At 39.5% G+C, this 20,233-nt stretch carries 14 protein-coding genes and 1 riboswitch; of the genes, 5 read left to right on the top strand and 9 right to left on the bottom strand.

The window, feature by feature from the left end:
- Positions 1-130: 130 nt before the first annotated feature.
- Positions 131-238: riboswitch (TPP riboswitch) on the top strand.
- A complete protein-coding gene (gene thiC / locus GAVG_RS02400; RefSeq protein ID WP_013399538.1) occupies positions 235-2,880 on the top strand; it encodes a phosphomethylpyrimidine synthase ThiC in 2,646 nt (881 codons plus the stop codon). Its footprint overlaps the riboswitch before it by 4 nt.
- 147 nt (positions 2,881-3,027) lie before the next feature.
- Positions 3,028-3,567 carry a peptidylprolyl isomerase gene (locus GAVG_RS02395; RefSeq protein WP_004112594.1) on the top strand — a complete coding sequence of 180 codons (540 nt, stop codon included), beginning with the start codon at positions 3,028-3,030 and terminating at the stop codon, positions 3,565-3,567.
- Positions 3,568-3,670: 103 nt separating this feature from the next.
- Here GAVG_RS02395 and GAVG_RS02390 read toward each other — a convergent pair whose 3' ends face one another.
- From GAVG_RS02390 to GAVG_RS02380, 3 genes are all read right to left on the bottom strand, one after another.
- A complete protein-coding gene (locus tag GAVG_RS02390) occupies positions 3,671-6,010 on the bottom strand; it encodes a RelA/SpoT family protein (RefSeq protein ID WP_013399537.1) in 2,340 nt (779 codons plus the stop codon).
- A gap of 160 nt (positions 6,011-6,170) precedes the next feature.
- Positions 6,171-6,668: a dUTP diphosphatase gene (gene dut / locus GAVG_RS02385; RefSeq protein WP_009993670.1), complete on the bottom strand. Its 498-nt coding sequence runs from the start codon at positions 6,666-6,668 to the stop codon at positions 6,171-6,173.
- Positions 6,668-6,961, bottom strand: coding sequence for a DUF4193 domain-containing protein (locus GAVG_RS02380; protein ID WP_004112589.1), 294 nt, complete (start codon positions 6,959-6,961; stop codon positions 6,668-6,670). Before GAVG_RS02380 ends, dut begins: the two co-directional genes overlap by 1 nt.
- A 205-nt stretch (positions 6,962-7,166) precedes the next feature.
- On the opposite strand from GAVG_RS02380, the gene sepH reads away from it, so the two are divergent.
- A complete protein-coding gene (gene sepH / locus GAVG_RS02375) occupies positions 7,167-8,498 on the top strand; it encodes a septation protein SepH (RefSeq protein ID WP_009993669.1) in 1,332 nt (443 codons plus the stop codon).
- An 11-nt stretch (positions 8,499-8,509) separates the two neighbouring features.
- Here the strand turns inward: sepH and GAVG_RS02370 are convergent, their stop codons facing one another.
- Positions 8,510-9,703 (bottom strand): alkaline phosphatase family protein, encoded by a 1,194-nt coding sequence (locus GAVG_RS02370; protein WP_161796623.1) that lies wholly within the window; start codon positions 9,701-9,703, stop codon positions 8,510-8,512.
- A 156-nt stretch (positions 9,704-9,859) separates the two neighbouring features.
- Between GAVG_RS02370 and GAVG_RS02365 the strand changes: the two genes are divergently transcribed.
- Positions 9,860-12,529, top strand: coding sequence for a DNA gyrase/topoisomerase IV subunit A (locus GAVG_RS02365; protein WP_009993702.1), 2,670 nt, complete (start codon positions 9,860-9,862; stop codon positions 12,527-12,529).
- Between the two features lie 265 nt (positions 12,530-12,794).
- Here the strand turns inward: GAVG_RS02365 and GAVG_RS02360 are convergent, their stop codons facing one another.
- From GAVG_RS02360 to GAVG_RS06805, 5 genes are all read right to left on the bottom strand, one after another.
- Positions 12,795-15,449 (bottom strand): InlB B-repeat-containing protein, encoded by a 2,655-nt coding sequence (locus GAVG_RS02360; protein ID WP_013399534.1) that lies wholly within the window; start codon positions 15,447-15,449, stop codon positions 12,795-12,797.
- A 243-nt stretch (positions 15,450-15,692) separates the two neighbouring features.
- On the bottom strand, positions 15,693-17,669 hold the full coding sequence (locus tag GAVG_RS02355) for an InlB B-repeat-containing protein (RefSeq protein ID WP_408609798.1): 1,977 nt from the start codon (positions 17,667-17,669) through the stop codon (positions 15,693-15,695).
- A gap of 14 nt (positions 17,670-17,683) precedes the next feature.
- Entirely contained in the window at positions 17,684-17,899 is a 216-nt protein-coding gene (locus tag GAVG_RS07600; protein WP_048653121.1) for a hypothetical protein, read from the bottom strand.
- A 218-nt stretch (positions 17,900-18,117) separates the two neighbouring features.
- Positions 18,118-19,296: an MFS transporter gene (locus GAVG_RS02345; RefSeq protein WP_013399531.1), complete on the bottom strand. Its 1,179-nt coding sequence runs from the start codon at positions 19,294-19,296 to the stop codon at positions 18,118-18,120.
- Positions 19,289-19,465, bottom strand: a complete 177-nt coding sequence (locus tag GAVG_RS06805) for a hypothetical protein (RefSeq protein WP_004112568.1) — start codon at positions 19,463-19,465, stop codon at positions 19,289-19,291. Before GAVG_RS06805 ends, GAVG_RS02345 begins: the two co-directional genes overlap by 8 nt.
- A 309-nt stretch (positions 19,466-19,774) precedes the next feature.
- On the opposite strand from GAVG_RS06805, the gene GAVG_RS02340 reads away from it, so the two are divergent.
- Positions 19,775-20,182, top strand: coding sequence for a hypothetical protein (locus GAVG_RS02340; protein WP_004112566.1), 408 nt, complete (start codon positions 19,775-19,777; stop codon positions 20,180-20,182).
- Positions 20,183-20,233 lie beyond the last annotated feature (51 nt).

Raw genomic sequence — 20,233 nt, 5'->3', positions numbered from 1 at the left:
TCCTAGTAGCGTAAGATACAGTAAAATCTATTAATCGCTTCTAGGATTTTCTATTTATCAAATGATCAACCATTCAACATGCCTACGATTTATTAAAAAGATACCAAATAATGTAGAATGTCTGAGTCACAACATTTTGCAGGGGTGCTTTCTTTTTAAAGAAGGCTGAGATAGGTGAAAAACCTGACCCTTCGAACCTGTTAGTTAATACAACGTAGGGAGCAACGATTAAGTATGACCTCAAACTATCCATACGCATCAATGCGTGACCAGTTCAACCTAAACACATGTTTTATTGCAAATCCTAAACTATGCAAAAGTCGCGCACTCACGGATATAGTTGACGACTCTTTACGCGCAGGATCAACATTTATAAGGCTTAATTGTGCGGATGAAAGCGCAAAAGAAATCACATCAATCGCACGAGATATTGCACAAATCATAGAAGATAACGATAAATGTGATTCAGTAACTTTCGTAATAGACGGAAGAGTTGACGTTGTCTGGCAGGCAAGAAATCAAGGAATTAAAGTCGATGGAGTTCATCTTGCGCAAAGCGACATGGAACCTAAAGAAGCACGAGCACTTTTGGGAGAAGACGCAATAATAGGCTTGTCCGTAGAAACAGAAAGTCTTGTTAAGGTTATTAATGAACTTCCTGATGGCTGCATTGATTATATTTGTGTAACGGCAATGCGTAATCCAGAAGATGGTTGCGAAAACATTACTCCAACTTATGAATTAGAACCAAATCACACTATTTTAGATGTAGCAAAGATTAATACTATTTGCTCAGCAAGCGATTTTCCAGTACTTGTTGGAGGAAGAACATCTTTAGAAGATGTTGACATGATTGCTCGCAGTAAGGCTGCAGGATTGTTTGTATCTGAAGCATTGTACGCAAGCGAAACACCAGAATCCACTATGAGTGAATTCGTGGAACGCTTTACGCACATTCGCGGCAATCAAAAGCACGGTTATGCAAAACGCGTTATAGTTCAGGAAAAAGCTGATGAGAAAGCTAACAATACGCCAAAGTTCATTAATGCTAAAGAAGCAAAAGATGCTGCAAAATTAGCAAAGCAACAGCGCGTTGATATTGCTTCTCGCGGATGTACTCAGAGGGACAAAGCTCATATTCGTAAAACTACGCCAGTTCACTTTGAATATGAATATGGTTCTTACGATTTGGAAGTTCCTTATACAGAAATTAAGCTTTCTGATACTCCAGGCGTTGGCCCTAACCCACCATTTAAGGATTACAACACAGAGGGACCTAAGTGCGATCCTAAGGAAGGCTTGGCTCCACTTCGTCTTGATTGGATTAGAGATCGTGGCGATGTTGTTGAATATGAAGGTCGTAGTCGAAATCTTCAAGATGACGGCAAGCGAGCTATTAAGCGCGGTAAAGCTTCAAAAGAGTGGCGTGGTCGCACTCATAAGCCAATGAAGGCTGCAGATCATCCTATTACCCAAATGTGGTACGCGCGTCATGGAATTATCACTCCAGAAATGCAGTATGTTGCTACTCGCGAAAATTGCGATGTGGAACTTGTTCGCTCTGAAGTTGCATCTGGTCGCGCTGTGATTCCTTGCAATATCAACCACCCTGAAGCAGAACCTATGATTATTGGTTCTCGCTTCTTAACTAAGCTCAATGCCAACATGGGTAATTCTGCTGTAACATCTTCTATTGACGAAGAAGTAGAAAAACTTACGTGGGCTACTAAGTGGGGTGCAGATACCGTTATGGATCTTTCCACAGGTAACGATATTCACACAACTCGCGAGTGGATTTTGCGTAACTCCCCTGTTCCGATTGGTACCGTGCCAATGTATCAAGCTTTGGAAAAAGTTGAGGATGATGCTTCTAAGCTCAGCTGGGAGCTTTTCCGCGACACTGTTATTGAACAGTGCGAGCAAGGCGTTGACTACATGACTATTCACGCAGGCGTACTTCTTCGCTACGTGCCTCTTACTGCAAACCGCGTAACTGGTATTGTTTCTCGAGGCGGATCCATTATGGCTGAATGGTGCTTGCAACACCATCAAGAAAGCTTCTTATACACTCACTTCGAAGAATTATGTGAGATTTTCGCCAAGTACGATGTTGCATTCTCTTTGGGAGATGGTTTACGACCAGGAAGCTTGGCTGATGCTAACGATGCTGCTCAGCTTTCTGAGCTTATGACGCTTGGTGAACTTACTAAGATTGCTTGGCAACACGATGTTCAGGTTATGATTGAAGGACCAGGACACGTACCATTTGATACGGTACGCATGAATATTGAAATGGAGAAAGCAATTTGCCAAAATGCTCCATTCTATACTCTTGGTCCTTTAACAACCGATACTGCACCAGGATATGATCACATTACTTCCGCTATCGGCGGCGTTGAAATCGCTCGTTATGGTACGGCAATGCTTTGCTACGTCACTCCTAAAGAGCATTTAGGACTTCCTAATAAGGATGACGTTAAACAAGGTGTTATTGCTTATAAGATTGCTTGTCACGCTGCGGATCTTGCTAAGCATCATCCGCATGCCATGGATAGAGATAACGCTATAAGCAAGGCTCGTTTCGAGTTTCGCTGGCTGGATCAGTTTAATTTAAGCTACGATCCAGATACCGCTATCGCTTTCCATGACGAAACGCTTCCAGCAGAGCCAGCAAAAATGGCTCACTTCTGTTCCATGTGTGGACCAAAATTCTGCTCAATGGCTATTTCTCAGAATATTCGCAAGCGTTTCGGTGGCGCAGATCAACAAGAACAACTTGTTGAAGAAGCCCGCAGTCAGGCTATTGCCGAGGGTATGAAAGAGATGAGTAAAAAGTTCCAGGAAGCTGGTTCAACGTTGTATCAAAGCGCCAAAGCGTAGAGTATCTATGTTTCTAAAGTTTTGATATTACGAAAATAAGGCGAGTTAATGCAAGATTAATCCTGCTCAAGCTCGCCTTATTTTTATTTGCAACAGTTTTATTTGCAACAGTTTTGAACAGTCTTTAACATATGGGAAAATCGCATTATGACACTTATCAATATGCATACGTCCGAAGGCGATATAAAGATTAATCTTTTTGACGATAAAGCGCCTATTACAGTAAAAAATTTCGTTGACTTGGCGACTGGTTCAAAAGAGTGGATGAATCCTTTTACGGGAGAAAAATCCAACGAACCATTCTATGACGGTTTGACATTCCATCGTATTATCAAAGACTTTATGATTCAAGGCGGATGCCCTCTTGGAAACGGAATGGGTGGTCCTGGCTACGAATTTGACGATGAGATTGACCCATCCTTAAAGTTTGATAAACCGTATCTTCTTGCAATGGCAAATGCTGGAAAACAGCGCGGACGAGACGGACGCTTACACGGCACGAATGGATCTCAGTTCTTTATAACTACCGTGCCAACTCCTTGGCTTGATGGTCATCACACCATTTTTGGAGAAGTCGTGGATGATGAATCTAAAGCTGTTGTAGATAAGCTCGAATCTGTTCCAACAGATAGGTCTGATGCCCCACTAGAGCCAGTTGGAATTATATCTATTGAGGTTATTAAGTAATAACATTAATTAAAATAAAGCATAAATAATATAAAATTGCAATAATAAAACTTCCAGCCAAAACATTATTTGACTGGAAGTTTTATTGTTTAGGTTTTCTTGTTTAGTCGCGTTCCATTTTTCTGAGTCGCGGTTCCGCACTATCTTTTGCGCCCGTAATTCTATAAACGTCAAAAACGCCATCAATCTTACGAATTGCAGCAAGAAGAGTGTTCAAATGCTGAGGATCTGCCATTTCAAACGTAAATTGACTTGTAGCAACGCGGTCATCTCCAGTAGCAATCGTTCCCGAAAGAATGTTTACACCATGATCCGAAAGAACTCGCGTAACATCCGAAAGCAAATGCTGACGATCCAAAGCTTCTACTTGAACTTTAACAAGGAACAAGCCTTTATCGCTAGTCCATTGAACAGGAATAACACGCTCCGACTGTGACTTTTGCAAATCAATCATATTCTGGCAATCCGTTCTATGAACAGAAACACCCTGATTTCTAGTTATAAAACCAACAATGTCATCTCCAGGAACAGGCATGCAACAGCGAGCAAGTTTAACCCACACATCTCCAACGCCCTTTACGGAAACACCAAGAACACCATTAGATTTGCGATTACGCTCAACTCTCCTAAGCGGAAGTGCTTCTTCCTGAGCTTCTTCAGCTACTTCTTCACTACCAGCATCTTTAACAAGACGAGAAATAACGTTTTGAGTGGAAACTTGACCTTCGCCAATTGCAGCGTAAACAGCTTCTACATTAGCAGTTATATTAAGCTCTTCTGCAACACCTATTAACGCTTGTGGAGTAAGTAAAGTAGATAAAGGCAAATTACGTTTACGCATAGCTCGCGTAAGCTCGTCTTTACCCTCTTCAATCGCCTCCGAACGGCGTTCCTTGCTAAACCATTGACGAATCTTATTTCTAGCTCTAGGGCTTTTTACAAAGCTGAGCCAATCTCTTGAAGGACCAGCAGTATCAGACTTTGATGTAAGAACTTCTACAGTATCGCCATTGTTAAGCTTAGTGTCAAGTGGCACAAGCTTTCCATTTACGCGAGCGCCCATCATTCTGTGACCAACCTCAGTATGCACAGAATAAGCAAAGTCAACTGGAGTTGCATCTTGCGGAAGAGCAACAATACTTCCCTTTGGAGTAAACACGTAGACTTCCGAAGCTCCAAGATCTTGCTTTAAGGAACCCAAGAATTCGTCAGAATCTGGCGTTTCACTGGTCCAATCTGCAAGCTGCTGAATCCACTTTAAATTATCTAATTCGCTAAGCTCTTTGTTTTCTTCTTGTTCACGCTTAACATCACCTTTATCTGGCTTACTTAAAGCGCGACCAGCTTGTCCGTTTGCCTTATACTTCCAGTGAGCAGCAATACCAAATTCAGCACGCCTATGCATGTCCCATGTGCGAATCTGAATCTCCACAGGCTTTCCACCAGGACCTACAACAGTAGTGTGCAAGCTTTGATACATATTTAGCTTAGGCGTTGCTATATAGTCCTTAAAACGTCCAGGAACAGGACTCCAGCGCGCATGAACTGCACCTAATGCAGCATAACAGTCCCGAATAGAATCAACGATTATTCGCACACCTACAAGATCGTAAATATTTTCAAAATTATGACCGCGAACAATCATCTTTTGATAGATTGAAAAATAATCTTTTGGACGCCCCTTAACAGAAGCTTTTACATGTTGCTGGTTTAAATCTTCATTGATTTCTTCTAGAATTTGACGCAAATAAACTTCACGTTGACCAGCTCTACGAGCAACTAAAACTACTATTTCGTTATAAATTTTTGGATATAAAACCTTAAAACTTAGCTCTTCAAGCTCTGTCTTAATTGCGTTCATACCGAGTCGATTTGCAAGAGGAGCGTAAACATCTAGAGTTTCACGAGCCTTTTTATGCGAGCTAGATGGCTTAACGTATCTCCATGTACGAGCGTTATGCAAACGATCTGCAAGTTTTACCACCAACACTCGCACATCTCGGCTCATTGCAACAACCATTTTTCTGATTGTTTCCGCCTGAGCGCTTTCTCCATATTCCATGTTTGATATTTTTGTAACACCGTCGACTAATCCTGCAACAGTATCACCAAAATCAGCCCTACACTCTTCTAGCGTGTAATCCGTATCTTCAACAGTATCGTGTAATAATCCTGCAGCAACAACTATAGGACCCATTCCTAGGTCAGCTAAAATCTGAGCAACAGCAAGAGGATGAATAATATATGGTTCGCCTGATTTACGCCTTTGACCAGTATGCTGTTTTACGGCTCTAGCATAAGCTTTGTGCAAAATCTCCATATTCTCATCGGGATGATGCCACTTACACATTCGCAATATTGGGCACAATGGGTCTCGCATATCTTCGCTAATTTCACATCCGAGCATGTTAGCGCCCTTAATGTCGTCTTGATTTTCACCCATCGAATATCACCTCCCGATTTATAGTTACTATCCTACATTGTAAAACAAGCTAAATCATACAATAATCTACATGTCTAATATTAAACACAATAAACTTAATATTAAATACAATAAATCCGACTCAGTCTAATAAACTTAGCTCTGGCCGGATTTATGTAATTTATTGCACTCCAGTAGATCCAAATCCTTTTGTAGATCTATCTGATCCTGGAAGCTTATTTGCTTCAATAAAATTAGCTTCAACATAACGCTGGATAACTAGTTGAGCTATACGATCTCCACGATGGAACTGCACAGTATTGTTCGGATCCATATTTATCAACGGAACCTTAATTTCACCGCGATACCCAGCATCAACGGTTCCTGGCGCGTTAAGAACTGTAACACCTTGTTTTACAGCGAGACCAGAACGCGGATGAACTAGAGCAACGTATCCAGCTGGCAAAGCTATAGCAACACCAGTTGGAACCAGAGCACGTTCAAATGGGCGCAAAGTCACATCTTGCGTAGTTCGTAAATCCGCCCCAGCATCTCCAGCATGAGCGTAAGAAATATGTTCCATAGCAGGCTGATTACTATCAGTATCATTCAAATTATCCAAATACTTGATAAGAACTTCTACCTGTTCTGGACCAGTGTAGGTCTCGTCATAAGACATTAGGCTGCGCACTCCTTACAAACTGGCTGACCATCTTGAGACATTTGTGCAAGCTGACTACGATGCTTTACGAGGAAACACTCTGAGCAAATAAATTCATCACCCTGCATTGGTATTACTGTAACAGACGCATCTTCATTGCTTAAATCTGCACCTGGCAACTCGTAATCTTCTGCAATAGCATTCTCATCATCGTCTATATCGTTAGCAGAGCTTTGTGAACCCTTACTCAACGCTTCCAATGACTCCTCGTCTTCGTCTTTACTACGAGGAGAATCATAATCCTGTGCCATTATGGTCCTTTCGTTTTTAAAACTACTTACTAAATCTACTTTTATACTTTTAGCTATCTAATAAAAGCTACCTACGCGCATAGCATACATGAAAGCTACCCCGCATAGAATACTCGCTTTTTTATTCATAGAAAATGGCAAAGAAGGCAGACTATGGACTAAAGTATGTTATAAGTAGCGTTAAAAGCGAGGAAAGTGGTGCACAATGCTTGAAAATCCGCCAAAAGAGGCGAGTTTCGATCATGTGGATAATAATGGCGATTTAATTTTTATTTTTGAAAACACGCCGTTAAAAATTCATGTTGACGACACGCTGGAGCGCGCGATTGCCGAATCAAAAAAACTAACAAATGTTGGTGGCGATAATCAAAACACAGTTAATTCTATTAGTAAATCTGATGATTCGCCAGCTGCTACCACGGCAACACTACCTATATCTCAGATACAAGCACTGATACGTGCTGGCGTCGATCCAGAACATGTTGCAAAGCGATATAACGTAAGCGAATCTCAAGTTAAAAGATTCTCTAGTGGCGTTGAAACAGAAAAACAGTATGCTATTGAGCAATTCTTAACAGTTCCAGCTCCAAAACAAAGCAATATGAGAACTATTTCAGATTTGATTGAACGAACTCTCGCAAAAGCACACATTGGAATGGAAACTGTAAAATGGCGTGCCACAAGACGCGGACTTGAACCATGGCTTATAACAGCAGAGTTCAACACTGCTACTCGAACAATAAAAGCAGAGTGGACTTGGAATATGCACGACAACTCTATTACGTGCGCAAACCCTTCATCTAGATTGTTGCTTGGCGAAGAAGTTATGAACAATGATTCTTCTTCTAAAAAATCACAGTTTGGAGGAGCTTATAGAGACACAGTAAGCATAAACTTCCCATTCGCAAATGATGAGCTTCCAGGAAATTCGATTCGTTCTGCAAGAATAGAACGTGCTGTGAGTCAGTGGGAATCAAGGAATAGCGTTAATCTTGCAAATGTTGCTATTCAAACAGAGGCTGCACAAAAAGAACAAAACAGCAACAATACTAATAATTCTTTAGATGGTTATACAGAAAATCCAATTCTAAGCGATTTGGTATCAAACTCTACTCCATCTAACAATCCAGATAATACAGAACAGTCTTCTGCAAACGTAAAAAACATAGAAGCCGCAGAAACTGCTGCAAATATTGCAAACTCTTCTTCTAATTCTGGAATCTATAAGTCTAAAGAAAATTCAGAAAATGAAGATAGTAGCGAAAATGCGAGCGCAAACATTTCACAAGATAATTCTAGTGAAAATGCGGTAGTCGATTCTTCCAATTCTGCTTCTGCAAAAAGCAAATATGCAAATTCTAAATCAAACACTTTTGGATCAGATTCTGAAGATGCGCATGTTCAAGCAGATAAAACAGTTGCTATAGAAACTCCAAAAACTGAACCAAAACAGCATATGAACGAGCATACTAGGGCTAAGAAGAGCACGAGAGCTGCTGTTCCTAGTTGGGATGAGATTCTTTTTGGAGAGGCTTAATTTATCATAAATCAAGCTATATCAACTAAGCATGGAATATCCATTTCCATGTGACTCATAGAGCCATGAACGCTTGGTAAGTTCATGGCTTTTTCTGTTTCTATCCTGGAATCCACTATAGTTACAGATGACTTTGCTTGAACAAGAACATCACCTATGACGCTTAATGCTAACGGACTGACTTTCCCAAAAACACCATCTTTAACAGCTTGCTCTTTAGTTCTTACACGCGCTTTATCTTGCAAAACGTTAGACCATCTTAACGCAATGTCATCTGGATTTTCGCCATCTTCCGCGTAAAGCATAACAGACCTAGGCTCTCCCCCAACAAGCTTCACTCCTTTAGTAAGACGACTATCTTTTGCAATATCTATTTTCAAATCTGGATTTGATTCAATCATTCCATGGTCTGCAGTAATAACAATCAAAGTGCCTTTTTGACAATTCTTTTTTAAAAGACTCAGTTGCGCGTCTATCTGCTCAAAAGCTGAAACCCAATTCTCAGATTTCCAACCGTAATTGTGACCAACTTTATCAATATCTCTAAGGTACAAATATGTTAAACCAGGCGTTTTAGTACTATTGGCAGCATTCATAATTCTTGCTCTAGGAGTTGATCCACTTATGAATTTAGCTCCCCTAAAAGCTGCTTGAGTTAGAGGAGAATCCTCAAATTTTGAAAGACTTACATGATTCGCTCTAACACCTAAATTAGAAAGCGACTCAAATATTGTAGGCTGGCGTTGCAAATCTAATGGATCTGGAGCATCCCTAAATTGGATTAATTGACATAATGCCCCCGTTTTAGGATTTTTTTGCGTGTATCCCGTCATTGCAGTAAGACCAGGGCATGTTCCAGTGCCAAAAGTTGCCATTGCTGCAACCGTAGTACTCGGAATACAAGTCTTTATTGGACGCTGATTTGCGCAATCGTTAAGAAGATAGCGCAAATAAGGAGCATGACCTTTTCTAATAGCAAGATTCCAATAGCCAAGTCCGTCTACAAGCACAACAACAGCACTCTGTGACTTCGGAAATCCAAGACTAATGCGCGCAGTATCAGGATCATTATAAACAGCTGTACTAATCGAAGCATCAATCGAAGAGCTTACTGCTGGAAGAATCGCAGACAAACGAAGATTGGAGTTACACGAATCATCAACAAAATTCAGCAAATCATCCACAGACGGAATCTCAATACTCATAAGCAACATTGTAGTCAAAACACAAACTATACAAAATCATGAATAATGCATAACAGACTATGAGTAAAATAAGCATAAAATAAGCATTTAATAAAGTTTTGTGCACATAAATTGGTATTATAAAGGCTTGTAAATCACTTCAAGGAGTTCAAAACCATGCCTTCACGCAGCAAATCAGCAAAACAAACCTTCGACCCTAGAAAGGTTAAGGAAAACATTGTTGAAACGCCGCTTAACGAAGAAATGAGCAAATCATTCCTCGAATACGCATACTCGGTGATTTACGCGCGCGCATTGCCAGACGCTAGAGATGGAATGAAGCCTGTACAGCGCCGAATCGTGTATCAAATGGGAAACATGAACCTTACCCCAGAACACGCATACATGAAGTCTGCTCGCGTTGTAGGCGAAGTTATGGGAAAACTGCATCCGCATGGAGATTCCGCAATTTACGAGGCAATGGTGCGTTTGGCTCAGCCATTTTCTCTTAGACTCCCTCTGGTTGACGGTCATGGAAACTTTGGTTCCTTAGACGACGGTCCTGCAGCATCTAGGTACACGGAAGCGCGACTAGCTCCAGCAGCACTTGGAATGAATGCAGATATAAACGAAGACACTGTTGACTTTGCTCCAAACTATGACAATAAGCTAAAAGAACCAACTGTTCTGCCTGCCGCTATACCAAACTTGCTTGTAAACGGAGCTTCTGGAATCGCAGTTGGAATGGCCACAAATATGGCTACTCACAATCTTGGCGAAGTCGTAGCTGCAGCAAAATACGTTATGAAGCATCCAAATGCTACTCTAGACGATTTAATGCAAATAGTTCCAGGACCAGACTGGCCTGGCGGCGGCATAATTATTGGGCGAAGTGGAATCCGCGAAGCGTACGAAACTGGAAGAGGCGCTTTTACAACTAGATCGAAAACGCATATTGAAAACGTTACAGCGCGCAAAAAGGCGATTATTGTTACCGAATTACCATTTATGGTTGGACCAGAGCGCGTGCTCGAACGCATATCTCAAGGCATAAAAGCGCGCAAACTAGACGGAATATCTGGAGCAATAGACTTAACAGATAGACATAACGGAACGCGAATCGTAATCGAAATAAAAACAGGATTCGACCCAAACGCGGTTCTTGCGCAACTTTTTAAGCACACTCCGCTGCAAGAAAGCTTTACGATTAACAACGTTGCACTAGTTGATGGAAGACCTCACACAATGGGTCTTCGAGAGCTTCTAGACGTGTGGATTTTGCACAGAAGAACCGTTATTAGAAGGCGCAGCGAATTTAGACTAAACAAAGCCAAAGAGAGACTGCACCTTGTAGAAGGATTGCTTCTTGCAATGCTAGACATTGACGAAGTAATTCAAGTAATTAGGTCTTCCGAAGATGCAGAAACCGCAAAATCAAAGCTTATTAGCGTATTTGATTTAGACGAGATTCAAGCGCAATACATTCTTGACTTAAGACTTAGAAGACTTACAAAAATGAGTCGAATCGAGCTAGAAGGCGAAAAAAACGACTTATTGCAAAAAATAGATGAACTTAACGAGATTCTAAGCTCCGCAAGCCAGCTAGACAAAGTTGTGATTGCAGAAATGGATTACGCTGTAAAACAGTGGGATACTCCGCGCAGAACTATTCTTTTAGACGAACAAGAAGACGGCAGCTTTACGCCTGTTTGCACTAAAAACAGTAAAGAAGTTAATTCTGATTCAGCTATGGACGCAGTTATTGCAGCAAATCAATTGACAAATGCCCAGGCAGATGTTGCAGCAGCCGCAAGCGCCGCTCGTAAGTCTGGAGACACTGACGCAACCTCAGCGGCTTTGCAATTAAGCGACGAACCGTGTGCCGTAGCTTTGAGCACATCTGGGCTTATAGCAAGAACTAGTGTTGAAACATTCAATAGATGGCAATCACATTCTTCAAATATCTTTGACACTCCATGCTTAAACGTGTTTACTACTACTACGCGAGCAACATACGCTTTAATAACATCCGCAGGGCGATTAGTAATAGCGCATGTTGCAGACTTGCCACATTTAAATCAAGGAGATGAAAACGTTTCGGAATCTCTTTCCAATGGTGTTAAAGCAAGCGAATTATTAACTTCTACTCAAAGCACAGACCCAATTAGAGGAGAGAAAGTCGTAGCTGCTATTGCGTTGAGCGAATCTGATTCTAAAACTCCTCTCGCAATCGGAACAAAGAATGGCGTTGTAAAACGATGGAATTTTGAATCACCAACAACAATGGATTCTTGGAGCATTATTGACTTAAAAGACAACGATTCAGTAATTAATGCAGCACTTGCTAATGATGAAGATAGGCTTGTGTTTATAAGCAGCGATTCTTCCCTACTTACATTCGATGCAAAGCAAGTGCGTGCGCAGGGGCGAAGCTCTGCAGGAATGGCAGGAATTAGGCTTAATGAAGAATGCACTGTTTCTGCTTTTGCTGTAGTTGCTAAAAATGATGTTGAATGGAATTACGAAGAGGGCGAAAATGGTCTATTTTCTGCTTCTGGAAGCGTAGTATTCACTCTTGCTGGAGATAGCGACGCGCTTGCTGGAACAGAAAACGGAGCTGCAAAGATTACGCCGCTAGAAATGTACCCTACAAAGGGTCGCGGCACCGGAGGCGTGCGATCACAGCGATTCCTTAAGGGGCAAAACACGATTTTGGCAGCATACGTTGGAAACTATCCGCTTTACGCGACTACACAACGTGGAGCGAACGTAGAGCTACCTAAGCCAGATATGCGAAGAGACGCTTCAGGAACCGAGTTAGTTTCCCCAATTGCGCATATTGGGTAATCATCTTTACTGCTATAGTTGCGATTTTGTTGCTACAGTGGTAAAGAACTTGAACGATTCACACATCATGAGGAGCCTTGGATACTTACTCGCGGCAATCTAAAAACTGATGATTCATCAAATAAAATAATCAGCAAAAACACAATAAAATCAAATTCCCCCTGCAAACAACCATACAAGTTACACAACAGGGGGAATTCTTGAATCACAATATCAACACAACATAACTAGATTCTTACATAAAATCAACCTACTACACACATATTTAATGCTTGCGGCGAGACTTGAACATAGACAAACCAAAACCAGCAAACAAAGACACAAACAAAGCACTTATAGACATAACCAGTGAAACACCAGTATCAGGCAAATGCTTAGCAGGAGCCTTAACATTGTAATCCTCACCAGCATCAACAGCTTTAAAACTCTGCTCAACAGAATGCTCCACCGGCTTATCCGAAGAATGAACAGGATTCAACACAGGCTGCTCAACAACAGAATACTCTGGATTCTCAGGAACAATCTCAGGAACAGGAATCCACGAATCGTCAGGAACATCAGGAACAGGCTTCGGCTCAGATTCAGGAGTCACATCTGGCTCAGGCATAGGAGTCGGCGTTGGCGTTGGTTCAGGAGTTGGCTCAGGTGTAGGTGCAGGAGGTATTTGCGTATAAATAGCGTAAACAGTAGTATCCTCGCTTACAATTGTGGACGCAGTAAACGCATCCCCAGTTCCATTTTTATCCTTATACCAACCATTAAAAGTAAAACCAGCTTTAGTAGGATTAGCTGGCATAGACTGATCAGTTAAACCATCACCACTAATAGAGAGACCTTGCTGAACTTTCACAGTAGCATACGGTTTCTTGTCATCATCATTTATAAATTTGACGGTAGCAATCTTTCTTCTCAACACAAAAGTAACAACTTTTTGAGTAGAAATTGAGTTATCCTTATGAATCGCAATATTAAATTTTGCATCAATTGTAGCGCTATTAATATCTGCTGAATTTTCTGGTTCAACAACCCACTCATAGTTTGTAGGCGCTTCAGCAGCAGACTTTACGATGTAGTTTCCAGGAGACAAATAAGCAAAACCATTGGAAAGATAACCAGCAGCTTCACTAAGCAAAGCCGTATTTTTATTTGTTATCATTGATTGTAATGCGTTTAACTCTGGAGCTGCGCTAGACTCAGATGACTTGAAATCACCAGCAATTTGCTTATCGCCAACGTAAAGTCCAAATTTCTTACCACTCTCGATCTTGTTTTGCAAATCTTTGTATCGCACAACAAGCTGAGTAGGAATTGGTCTAAATGTCACATAATAATGCTTTGTATTTAGTTGATTGTCATCTTTATCTCGAACAATACCGTAATTGAAATTTCCAGGTTTTTTGTCAGCATTTTTAGTAGTAAAAGTACCGTCTTTTGGCGTGTCTATATCATTACTGTAATACAAATAACCAGTGATTTGCGTGTTTTTAAGCTCTTCCATAGTTGGGCGCTTAATAGAATCTTTCTTGGGATCGCCTTCGTAGCTTAGAAGAGGCGTATACATATTTCTGACAACCTGATTATTACCAAACCTAACTTTGGAAATATTTTTCGCGTCAGACAAATCGGATAAATCCAACTTGGTAAACGGTTTAGTAGAGAACCTATCAGCTTCACCAGAACTACGTTGTGGAAGATCATCATTCCCTTTAATGTTTGCTGCCTTGCGATATTGCAAATCATCTACAAAGTGAAATTGCGCGCCACATTCAGGTAGAAAGGCGACATATCCAAAAATTCCAGATGAGTCTTCATGATTAAATCCTTCATAGCCAAAAATAGCTTCATGAGTGTTGTCACCCTCCATAACAACATGAATAAACGTTTGGTTCTTTCTCATATATACTGTGATATTTGTCTTATCAGCCAAATTGGATCCAATAAGCTTCCCATTTACCTCGAGCCTGTATGAGATCTTATTGTCGGGAGCTTTATTAAAGTCAAAATCTGCTGATCCATCTGGATTTTTTAGCTCGCGGGATGATCTGTATGGGTAAAATTGACCATCGGCAGTATATACACTTTCTTTATCAACCCGCGGGAAAAATATGAATGTATCAACTCTTCCAAGCCTGCCATTATATGTATTGATAATCTCATTAATACTTCTAGTATCGCCAGATGCTTGACCATTCTCTACAGAAAATTTCTTGCCATAAGGCGTATAAAAAATCTTTTGAATAGAAGGCAGAGGTCTAACAGATGTTGTTTTATCCTGCAGCTCTTTGACTTCAGCAGGTGTAATAACATTCGGGAACGGATTGGTTACATTCTTGTCATTACTAAAATCATATATGCCATCTTTATTAGGCTTAACTTCGCTTTTCTTCTCGCCATTATTTGTAGAATCTGTTGACGCCCTATCATCTTTTGCTGCTTTAACTGATTTTTGTGTACTTACTTCATCGTTTTTTGGTTTATCCGCATCAGTAGGATCATTTCTTTTATCAGCTTTGTTATCGGCAACAGAACCACTATAGTCAGAGGAAGATGTCAACCTAGTTTCACTACTGGAAGGATCAGCATTAGCAAAGTTAGATTCATGATCTTCAGAATCAGACTTCTGTTTTCTAATAATTTCTTGTGACTGTTTAGAAGCATGTGACTGCGCCAAATCGCGCGACTTTGCAGATATATCATTCTGCACATTTTCTTGTGATTTTACAGATTTTTGTGACTTTGCTAAATCACCAGGGAAAGCCCCCCCCCCATTAGAAAAATCAACACTAGTGACATTCTGCTTCACATCTGATGCAGAATTATTTTCAGACGCATTCGCAGTTTGAGCCATGCAAAAAGCGCAAGCCGCAGTAGCAATACTCATCATCGTCGTTGACAACACGATTGCAGTTTTTTTATTCATTTTAGCCTCTTCACTAAAAACTCATAAAATTACATAAATTGTACAAACAACCATTAAGCAAAGCTTAAATCCACAAAACTTATAAACACTTTTGATTATACAATAAATAAACATTAAATATAAGTAGATGCACACAATATTTGCTTGAAAGTAGACAATACGATAGTAACGAATTTCCCCCTGATATATAAAACATCAGAGGGAAATTATCAGCATTCGCTCAAAACATTCATAAATGCAATACTAATTTTTGCGTTTAGCTATTCCAGCAAGCAAACTAGAAAAACCAGCGAAAAGGGATATGATTGAAATCACAAATGTTGAAGTTGCTGAAACACCAGTATCAGGCAAATGCTTAGCAGGAGCCTTAGCATTATAAGCTTCACCAGCATCAACAGCTTTAAAATGCTGCTCAACAGAATGCTCCACAGGCTTATCCGAAGAATGAACAGGATTCAACACAGGCTGCTCAACAACAGAATACTCTGGATTCTCAGGAACAATCTCAGGAAGAGGAATCCACAAACCACCAGGAACATCAGGAACTGGTATTGACTCAGGATCTGGGGTCGGTGTTGGAACAGGAGATGGCGTTGGTTTCTTAACAACTGTAACAGTAGCAGTCTTAGTTACACTTGCCTTCCCTTTATCAGATAAAGTAAATGTCACTTCATAAACGCCAAGCTTTGTATTATCAAAACCACCATTATCAGTAATCTTAACCTCATTTTTTAGGTCTCCATCTTCAGGATCTGTAGCAGATACAACAAGACTATTTAAATCAAGAGAATCACCAACGGTAATAGTTTTATCCTGCAATGTAAGAGTTGGAGCAACATTCATAACAGTCGCATTTAAATCATAAATAGCATAAACTGTTATGTCACCCTTTACTGTAGTTTTTTCAGTAAATATTTTGCTTTTATCCTTACCTGTAGAATCTGCATTCCACTCTCTAAAAGTGTAACCTTTCTTAGAAGGATTCTTAGGCATTTTCTGATTGTCAACACTATTTTCACTTATGCTTTTGTTTTCCTTAACTTGCACAGAAGCATAATTTTCATTGCTATCATTCACAAAAGTGACTTTGTAGATCTTAGTTTTAGGAACAATGTTGTAGGTAAAGTGCGAAATACCAATTATCCTAAATTGTCCGTTGATAATATCGTAAAACAGGCACTGACCTTCAAGCTTGCCAGATTTTACTGCTATATATTTGCCTTCTTTATTCTTCTTAAAATAAGATGAATTTTCAATCTGTACTGGAGTACCATCTTCTTTGAATCCTTCCACTACATTAATACTCTGATTGACACCTTCTTTCGTAATTTTAATAGGACTTTTATATTCGTCTCCTACTTCAATAGTGAAAGTTCCAGGATTCTGGTTATCGAACACAGAATCGCCCTTCTGCGGATTATTAGATGGGAATAATTGATACTTAGCCAAATTATCTTTTACATCAATTTCAGTAATTTTATTACCTTGGAAAGCATCGCTACCAATTCCAGAAAGATAATACGGCTTAGAGTCTGAATCGTGCTCTTTGCCCTTGTCATCAATTACGCCTTCAAACACAACTTTTTCAATTTCATTAGCTACAAAAGCACCATTATGTATTGAAATTACACTTTTCGGAATAGTAACAGTTCCCTTAATTTTGTTCCAGCCGAACGCACCGTATTCGATGATTTTAAGAGATTGCGGAAGAGTGACACTTTCTATATAATGTTCACCCTCGATATGCTCATGATTTTTGCCAACTTGTTTCGCTTTACCCGTAAAAGCAACTTCTCCAATTACTTCTATACCTTCTGGAATTACAATATGTGGATTTTTCTTAAGCTTGGCAAGTCCTTTTTCGTTAAGACCTGGAACAACTTCATTAACAGTACCAGTAGGAGTACTAATGTCTTGTCTATATCCAATCTGCTTCCCATCTTTGGTAATATTAAAATCCTCACGAGTCCAAGTTAAAGATGCATCATCTATAGTACCCGAATCAGTTGAAGCTGCCCTAGATTCTGCAGATGCGTGTACGCTTCTATATTCACGATTATTTGTTTGAAGATTAGTATTGCTTACATCTATAAGAGTTTGTGTAAGTATAGCATTTTCAGAATTTTCAGCATCAGTTACAGATTCAGAAGCTTTAGAAGATTTAGTAGATTTTGTGGTTTCGGCAGGTTTTGCAGATTCAGTAGACTTAGAAGGTACAATATTTCCAGAGGATTTTACGGAAGTGCTATCGGAAGCAGCCCCCCCCCATGCTGGTTTTTACTAGGATTTGTAGCATAAGAGTTTGCGTTAGAAGAATTTACAGTTGTATTAATACCATCACTCACTGAGGTATCGGCAGCATTTGCACTTTGTGCTACACAAAAAGCACACGCAGCAGTAGCAATACCCATCATAGTGCTAGTCAAAATTATGTTAGTTCTCTTACTCATTTTTCCTCCCGCAAAACCAAATTTTCTAGAATAATTACCAAAATAACGGAATCAACACCAAAACAAGTATAATACAGGCATTTAACAGCATTGAATCTTCAGACATTCTACAACTTACAACTTCAATCTCAACAAAATGTAACCAAACTCACAATAAGCTTAATAAATCTTAAACAAACAACCATTAAGCCAACAATCACACAAAAACATTCTCATACTCAACTTTTGCAAGTCCGAAGCAATTGCATATGCATAAACGCCATTATAGATAGCAAAATAATCAAATATACTGGAAGCAAAGACATAGACACGTTTTGACCAATAAACCCAAAGATTGCAGGCATCAACATTGATCCAATATACGCGCTAGCCATTTGCATGCCAACAATCGCTTGTGATTTATCAGCTCCAAAATAATGCGGTGTAGAGTGAATAACACATGGATAAATAGGCGCACACCCTAAACCAATAATCACAAATCCTGCAACTAATGCTATATGATTTGGCAATGGCAATAACAACACAAGAATGCCTAGAATCATCACTAGTTGTCCAAGACGAATCATGGTTTCGTCATTAAAACGCATTGTCAAAAATCCGCTTATAAATCGTCCTGCTGTAATACCAACATAAAATAAACTTGCCCATCCCGCTGCAACAACACGGCTAACGGACCCATACAAAACCATGTAACTACTAGCCCATAATCCTGCAGTCTGTTCAATAGCACAGTAGCAGAAGAACATTATAAGAATATTTTTAGCTCCAGGAATGCGCAAAACTTCCGCAAAAGATAGCGTTTTAGAATATTCTTTAGATATCTGAATAGATTTCTGTAATTCATGTGCTTTACGATTATTCCACAATGGCAAACTTATAAACAATATTACAGTTAATATCACTTGAACAATCGCAATATACTGATATCCTGCGGACCATCCCAATACGTGAGAAAGCGCAAAACCCATAACGTAAGGTCCAGCTGAAGCTCCAATACCCCACATGCAGTGAAGCCAGCTCATATGACGGCTTTCGTAGTGCAAAGCAACATAATTATTAAGAGCAGCGTCTACCCCTCCAGCACCTAGCCCGTACGGGATTGCTAACAAAATAAGCACAATATAATTCGGCGCAAAAGAAAAACCCAACAATGCCAATGCAGTTAAAGCAACAGACACAAACGTAACTTTGCCTGCACCAAAACGCTTAGTCATCCTGTCACTCAGTAGAGCAGAAACAATAGTTCCTGCAGAAATAACCATTGATATTCCGCCAGCCCAAGAAATTTGCGCGCCAATATCGTGACTCATAGTCGGCCAAGCAGATCCTAAAAGAGCATCAGGCAAACCCAAACTGATAAATGCTAGATAAATAATTGCAAGAAGAAGATTAATCATATTCACATATTAATTCATTAAACGAGTTATAAGTTTTTGTATTAGGATCATATTTCATTTGCTCAGCTTCTTCAAGTGCAGCAAGCGTATCAGAATTGGGAATATTATATTTCTTGCAAAGAGCACAATCTGTTGTAGAGAGATCAAAAATAGCATCTAAATCAGTCATGCAACACTCCTACTGCAAATATGTGTTACTAGGAAAGACAAAAATTAGCAACAATAAAAATGATACAATATTCAACAGCATAAGCAATACTGTAAGTGACCAAATGAGTTCAACGTCTTATTTAAACTAAATAAAAGTTTCAAATTTACATTTTATTGAAGATAATCTTAAAGGATAAAAACAAGCCAAATACATTAATAAGGCTAATAAATTTTATTCTAGAATGCTTAGAAATTATTTATGCATCAATAGATGCATTTTTCTTGATAAATGCACCTATTTTTTGTATCATACGACTAGAGGTGATGTATGAACAAGAACTATAATCAGAATTACACAAAAGAAGAAATTTCAGCAATACTTGCAAAGATAAAAGACTGCATAAGGAATGACCGTTTTACCATCTCGTTAAACGAAAATCGTCAAGAAAACATAAACTTCATTCGAGAATACAACATACGATCAGATATTCAGAAAAATATACTTCTCAACATAGAAGTGGAAGATTTTTGTCATTCGTTAAAAAACAAAAAAAGAGGCTATGAATATGAAACGCTTTACGTATTCGCACCACGCGTAAAACTATCACACGTAGGTAAATGTGAGATGGTAAACATTTACACGAAGTTTAATATCATTACTATTTCTCAGCAAAATAGAACAGTTGTTATTTCATTCCATAAAGCAAATAAACAGATAGATTATTTATTTAAATAATCTAATAAACAACTCAAAAAGATAATAAATCTGCTAATTTTCAATAAAAGG

This window comes from Gardnerella vaginalis ATCC 14018 = JCM 11026 (genome assembly GCF_001042655.1).
Taxonomy (GTDB): Bacteria; Actinomycetota; Actinomycetes; order Actinomycetales; family Bifidobacteriaceae; genus Bifidobacterium; species Bifidobacterium vaginale.
Note: the sequence above shows the minus strand (reverse complement) of the source record. Positions and strands in the feature narration are given on the sequence as shown.

Excerpts from the sequence above, each read along its gene's own strand:
- GAVG_RS06805 (WP_004112568.1), bottom strand. The coding sequence starts at position 19,465 with ATGACTGATTTAGATGCTATTTTTGATCTCTCTACAACAGATTGTGCT.
- GAVG_RS02390 (WP_013399537.1), bottom strand. The coding sequence starts at position 6,010 with ATGGGTGAAAATCAAGACGACATTAAGGGCGCTAACATGCTCGGATGT.
- GAVG_RS07600 (WP_048653121.1), bottom strand. The coding sequence starts at position 17,899 with ATGAGTAAGAGAACTAACATAATTTTGACTAGCACTATGATGGGTATT.
- GAVG_RS02340 (WP_004112566.1), top strand. The coding sequence starts at position 19,775 with ATGAACAAGAACTATAATCAGAATTACACAAAAGAAGAAATTTCAGCA.
- dut (WP_009993670.1), bottom strand. The coding sequence starts at position 6,668 with ATGTCTTATGACGAGACCTACACTGGTCCAGAACAGGTAGAAGTTCTT.
- GAVG_RS02365 (WP_009993702.1), top strand. The coding sequence starts at position 9,860 with ATGCCTTCACGCAGCAAATCAGCAAAACAAACCTTCGACCCTAGAAAG.
- GAVG_RS02345 (WP_013399531.1), bottom strand. The coding sequence starts at position 19,296 with ATGATTAATCTTCTTCTTGCAATTATTTATCTAGCATTTATCAGTTTG.
- GAVG_RS02370 (WP_161796623.1), bottom strand. The coding sequence starts at position 9,703 with ATGAGTATTGAGATTCCGTCTGTGGATGATTTGCTGAATTTTGTTGAT.
- sepH (WP_009993669.1), top strand. The coding sequence starts at position 7,167 with ATGCTTGAAAATCCGCCAAAAGAGGCGAGTTTCGATCATGTGGATAAT.
- GAVG_RS02395 (WP_004112594.1), top strand. The coding sequence starts at position 3,028 with ATGACACTTATCAATATGCATACGTCCGAAGGCGATATAAAGATTAAT.
- GAVG_RS02380 (WP_004112589.1), bottom strand. The coding sequence starts at position 6,961 with ATGGCACAGGATTATGATTCTCCTCGTAGTAAAGACGAAGACGAGGAG.
- thiC (WP_013399538.1), top strand. The coding sequence starts at position 235 with ATGACCTCAAACTATCCATACGCATCAATGCGTGACCAGTTCAACCTA.
- GAVG_RS02360 (WP_013399534.1), bottom strand. The coding sequence starts at position 15,449 with ATGAATAAAAAAACTGCAATCGTGTTGTCAACGACGATGATGAGTATT.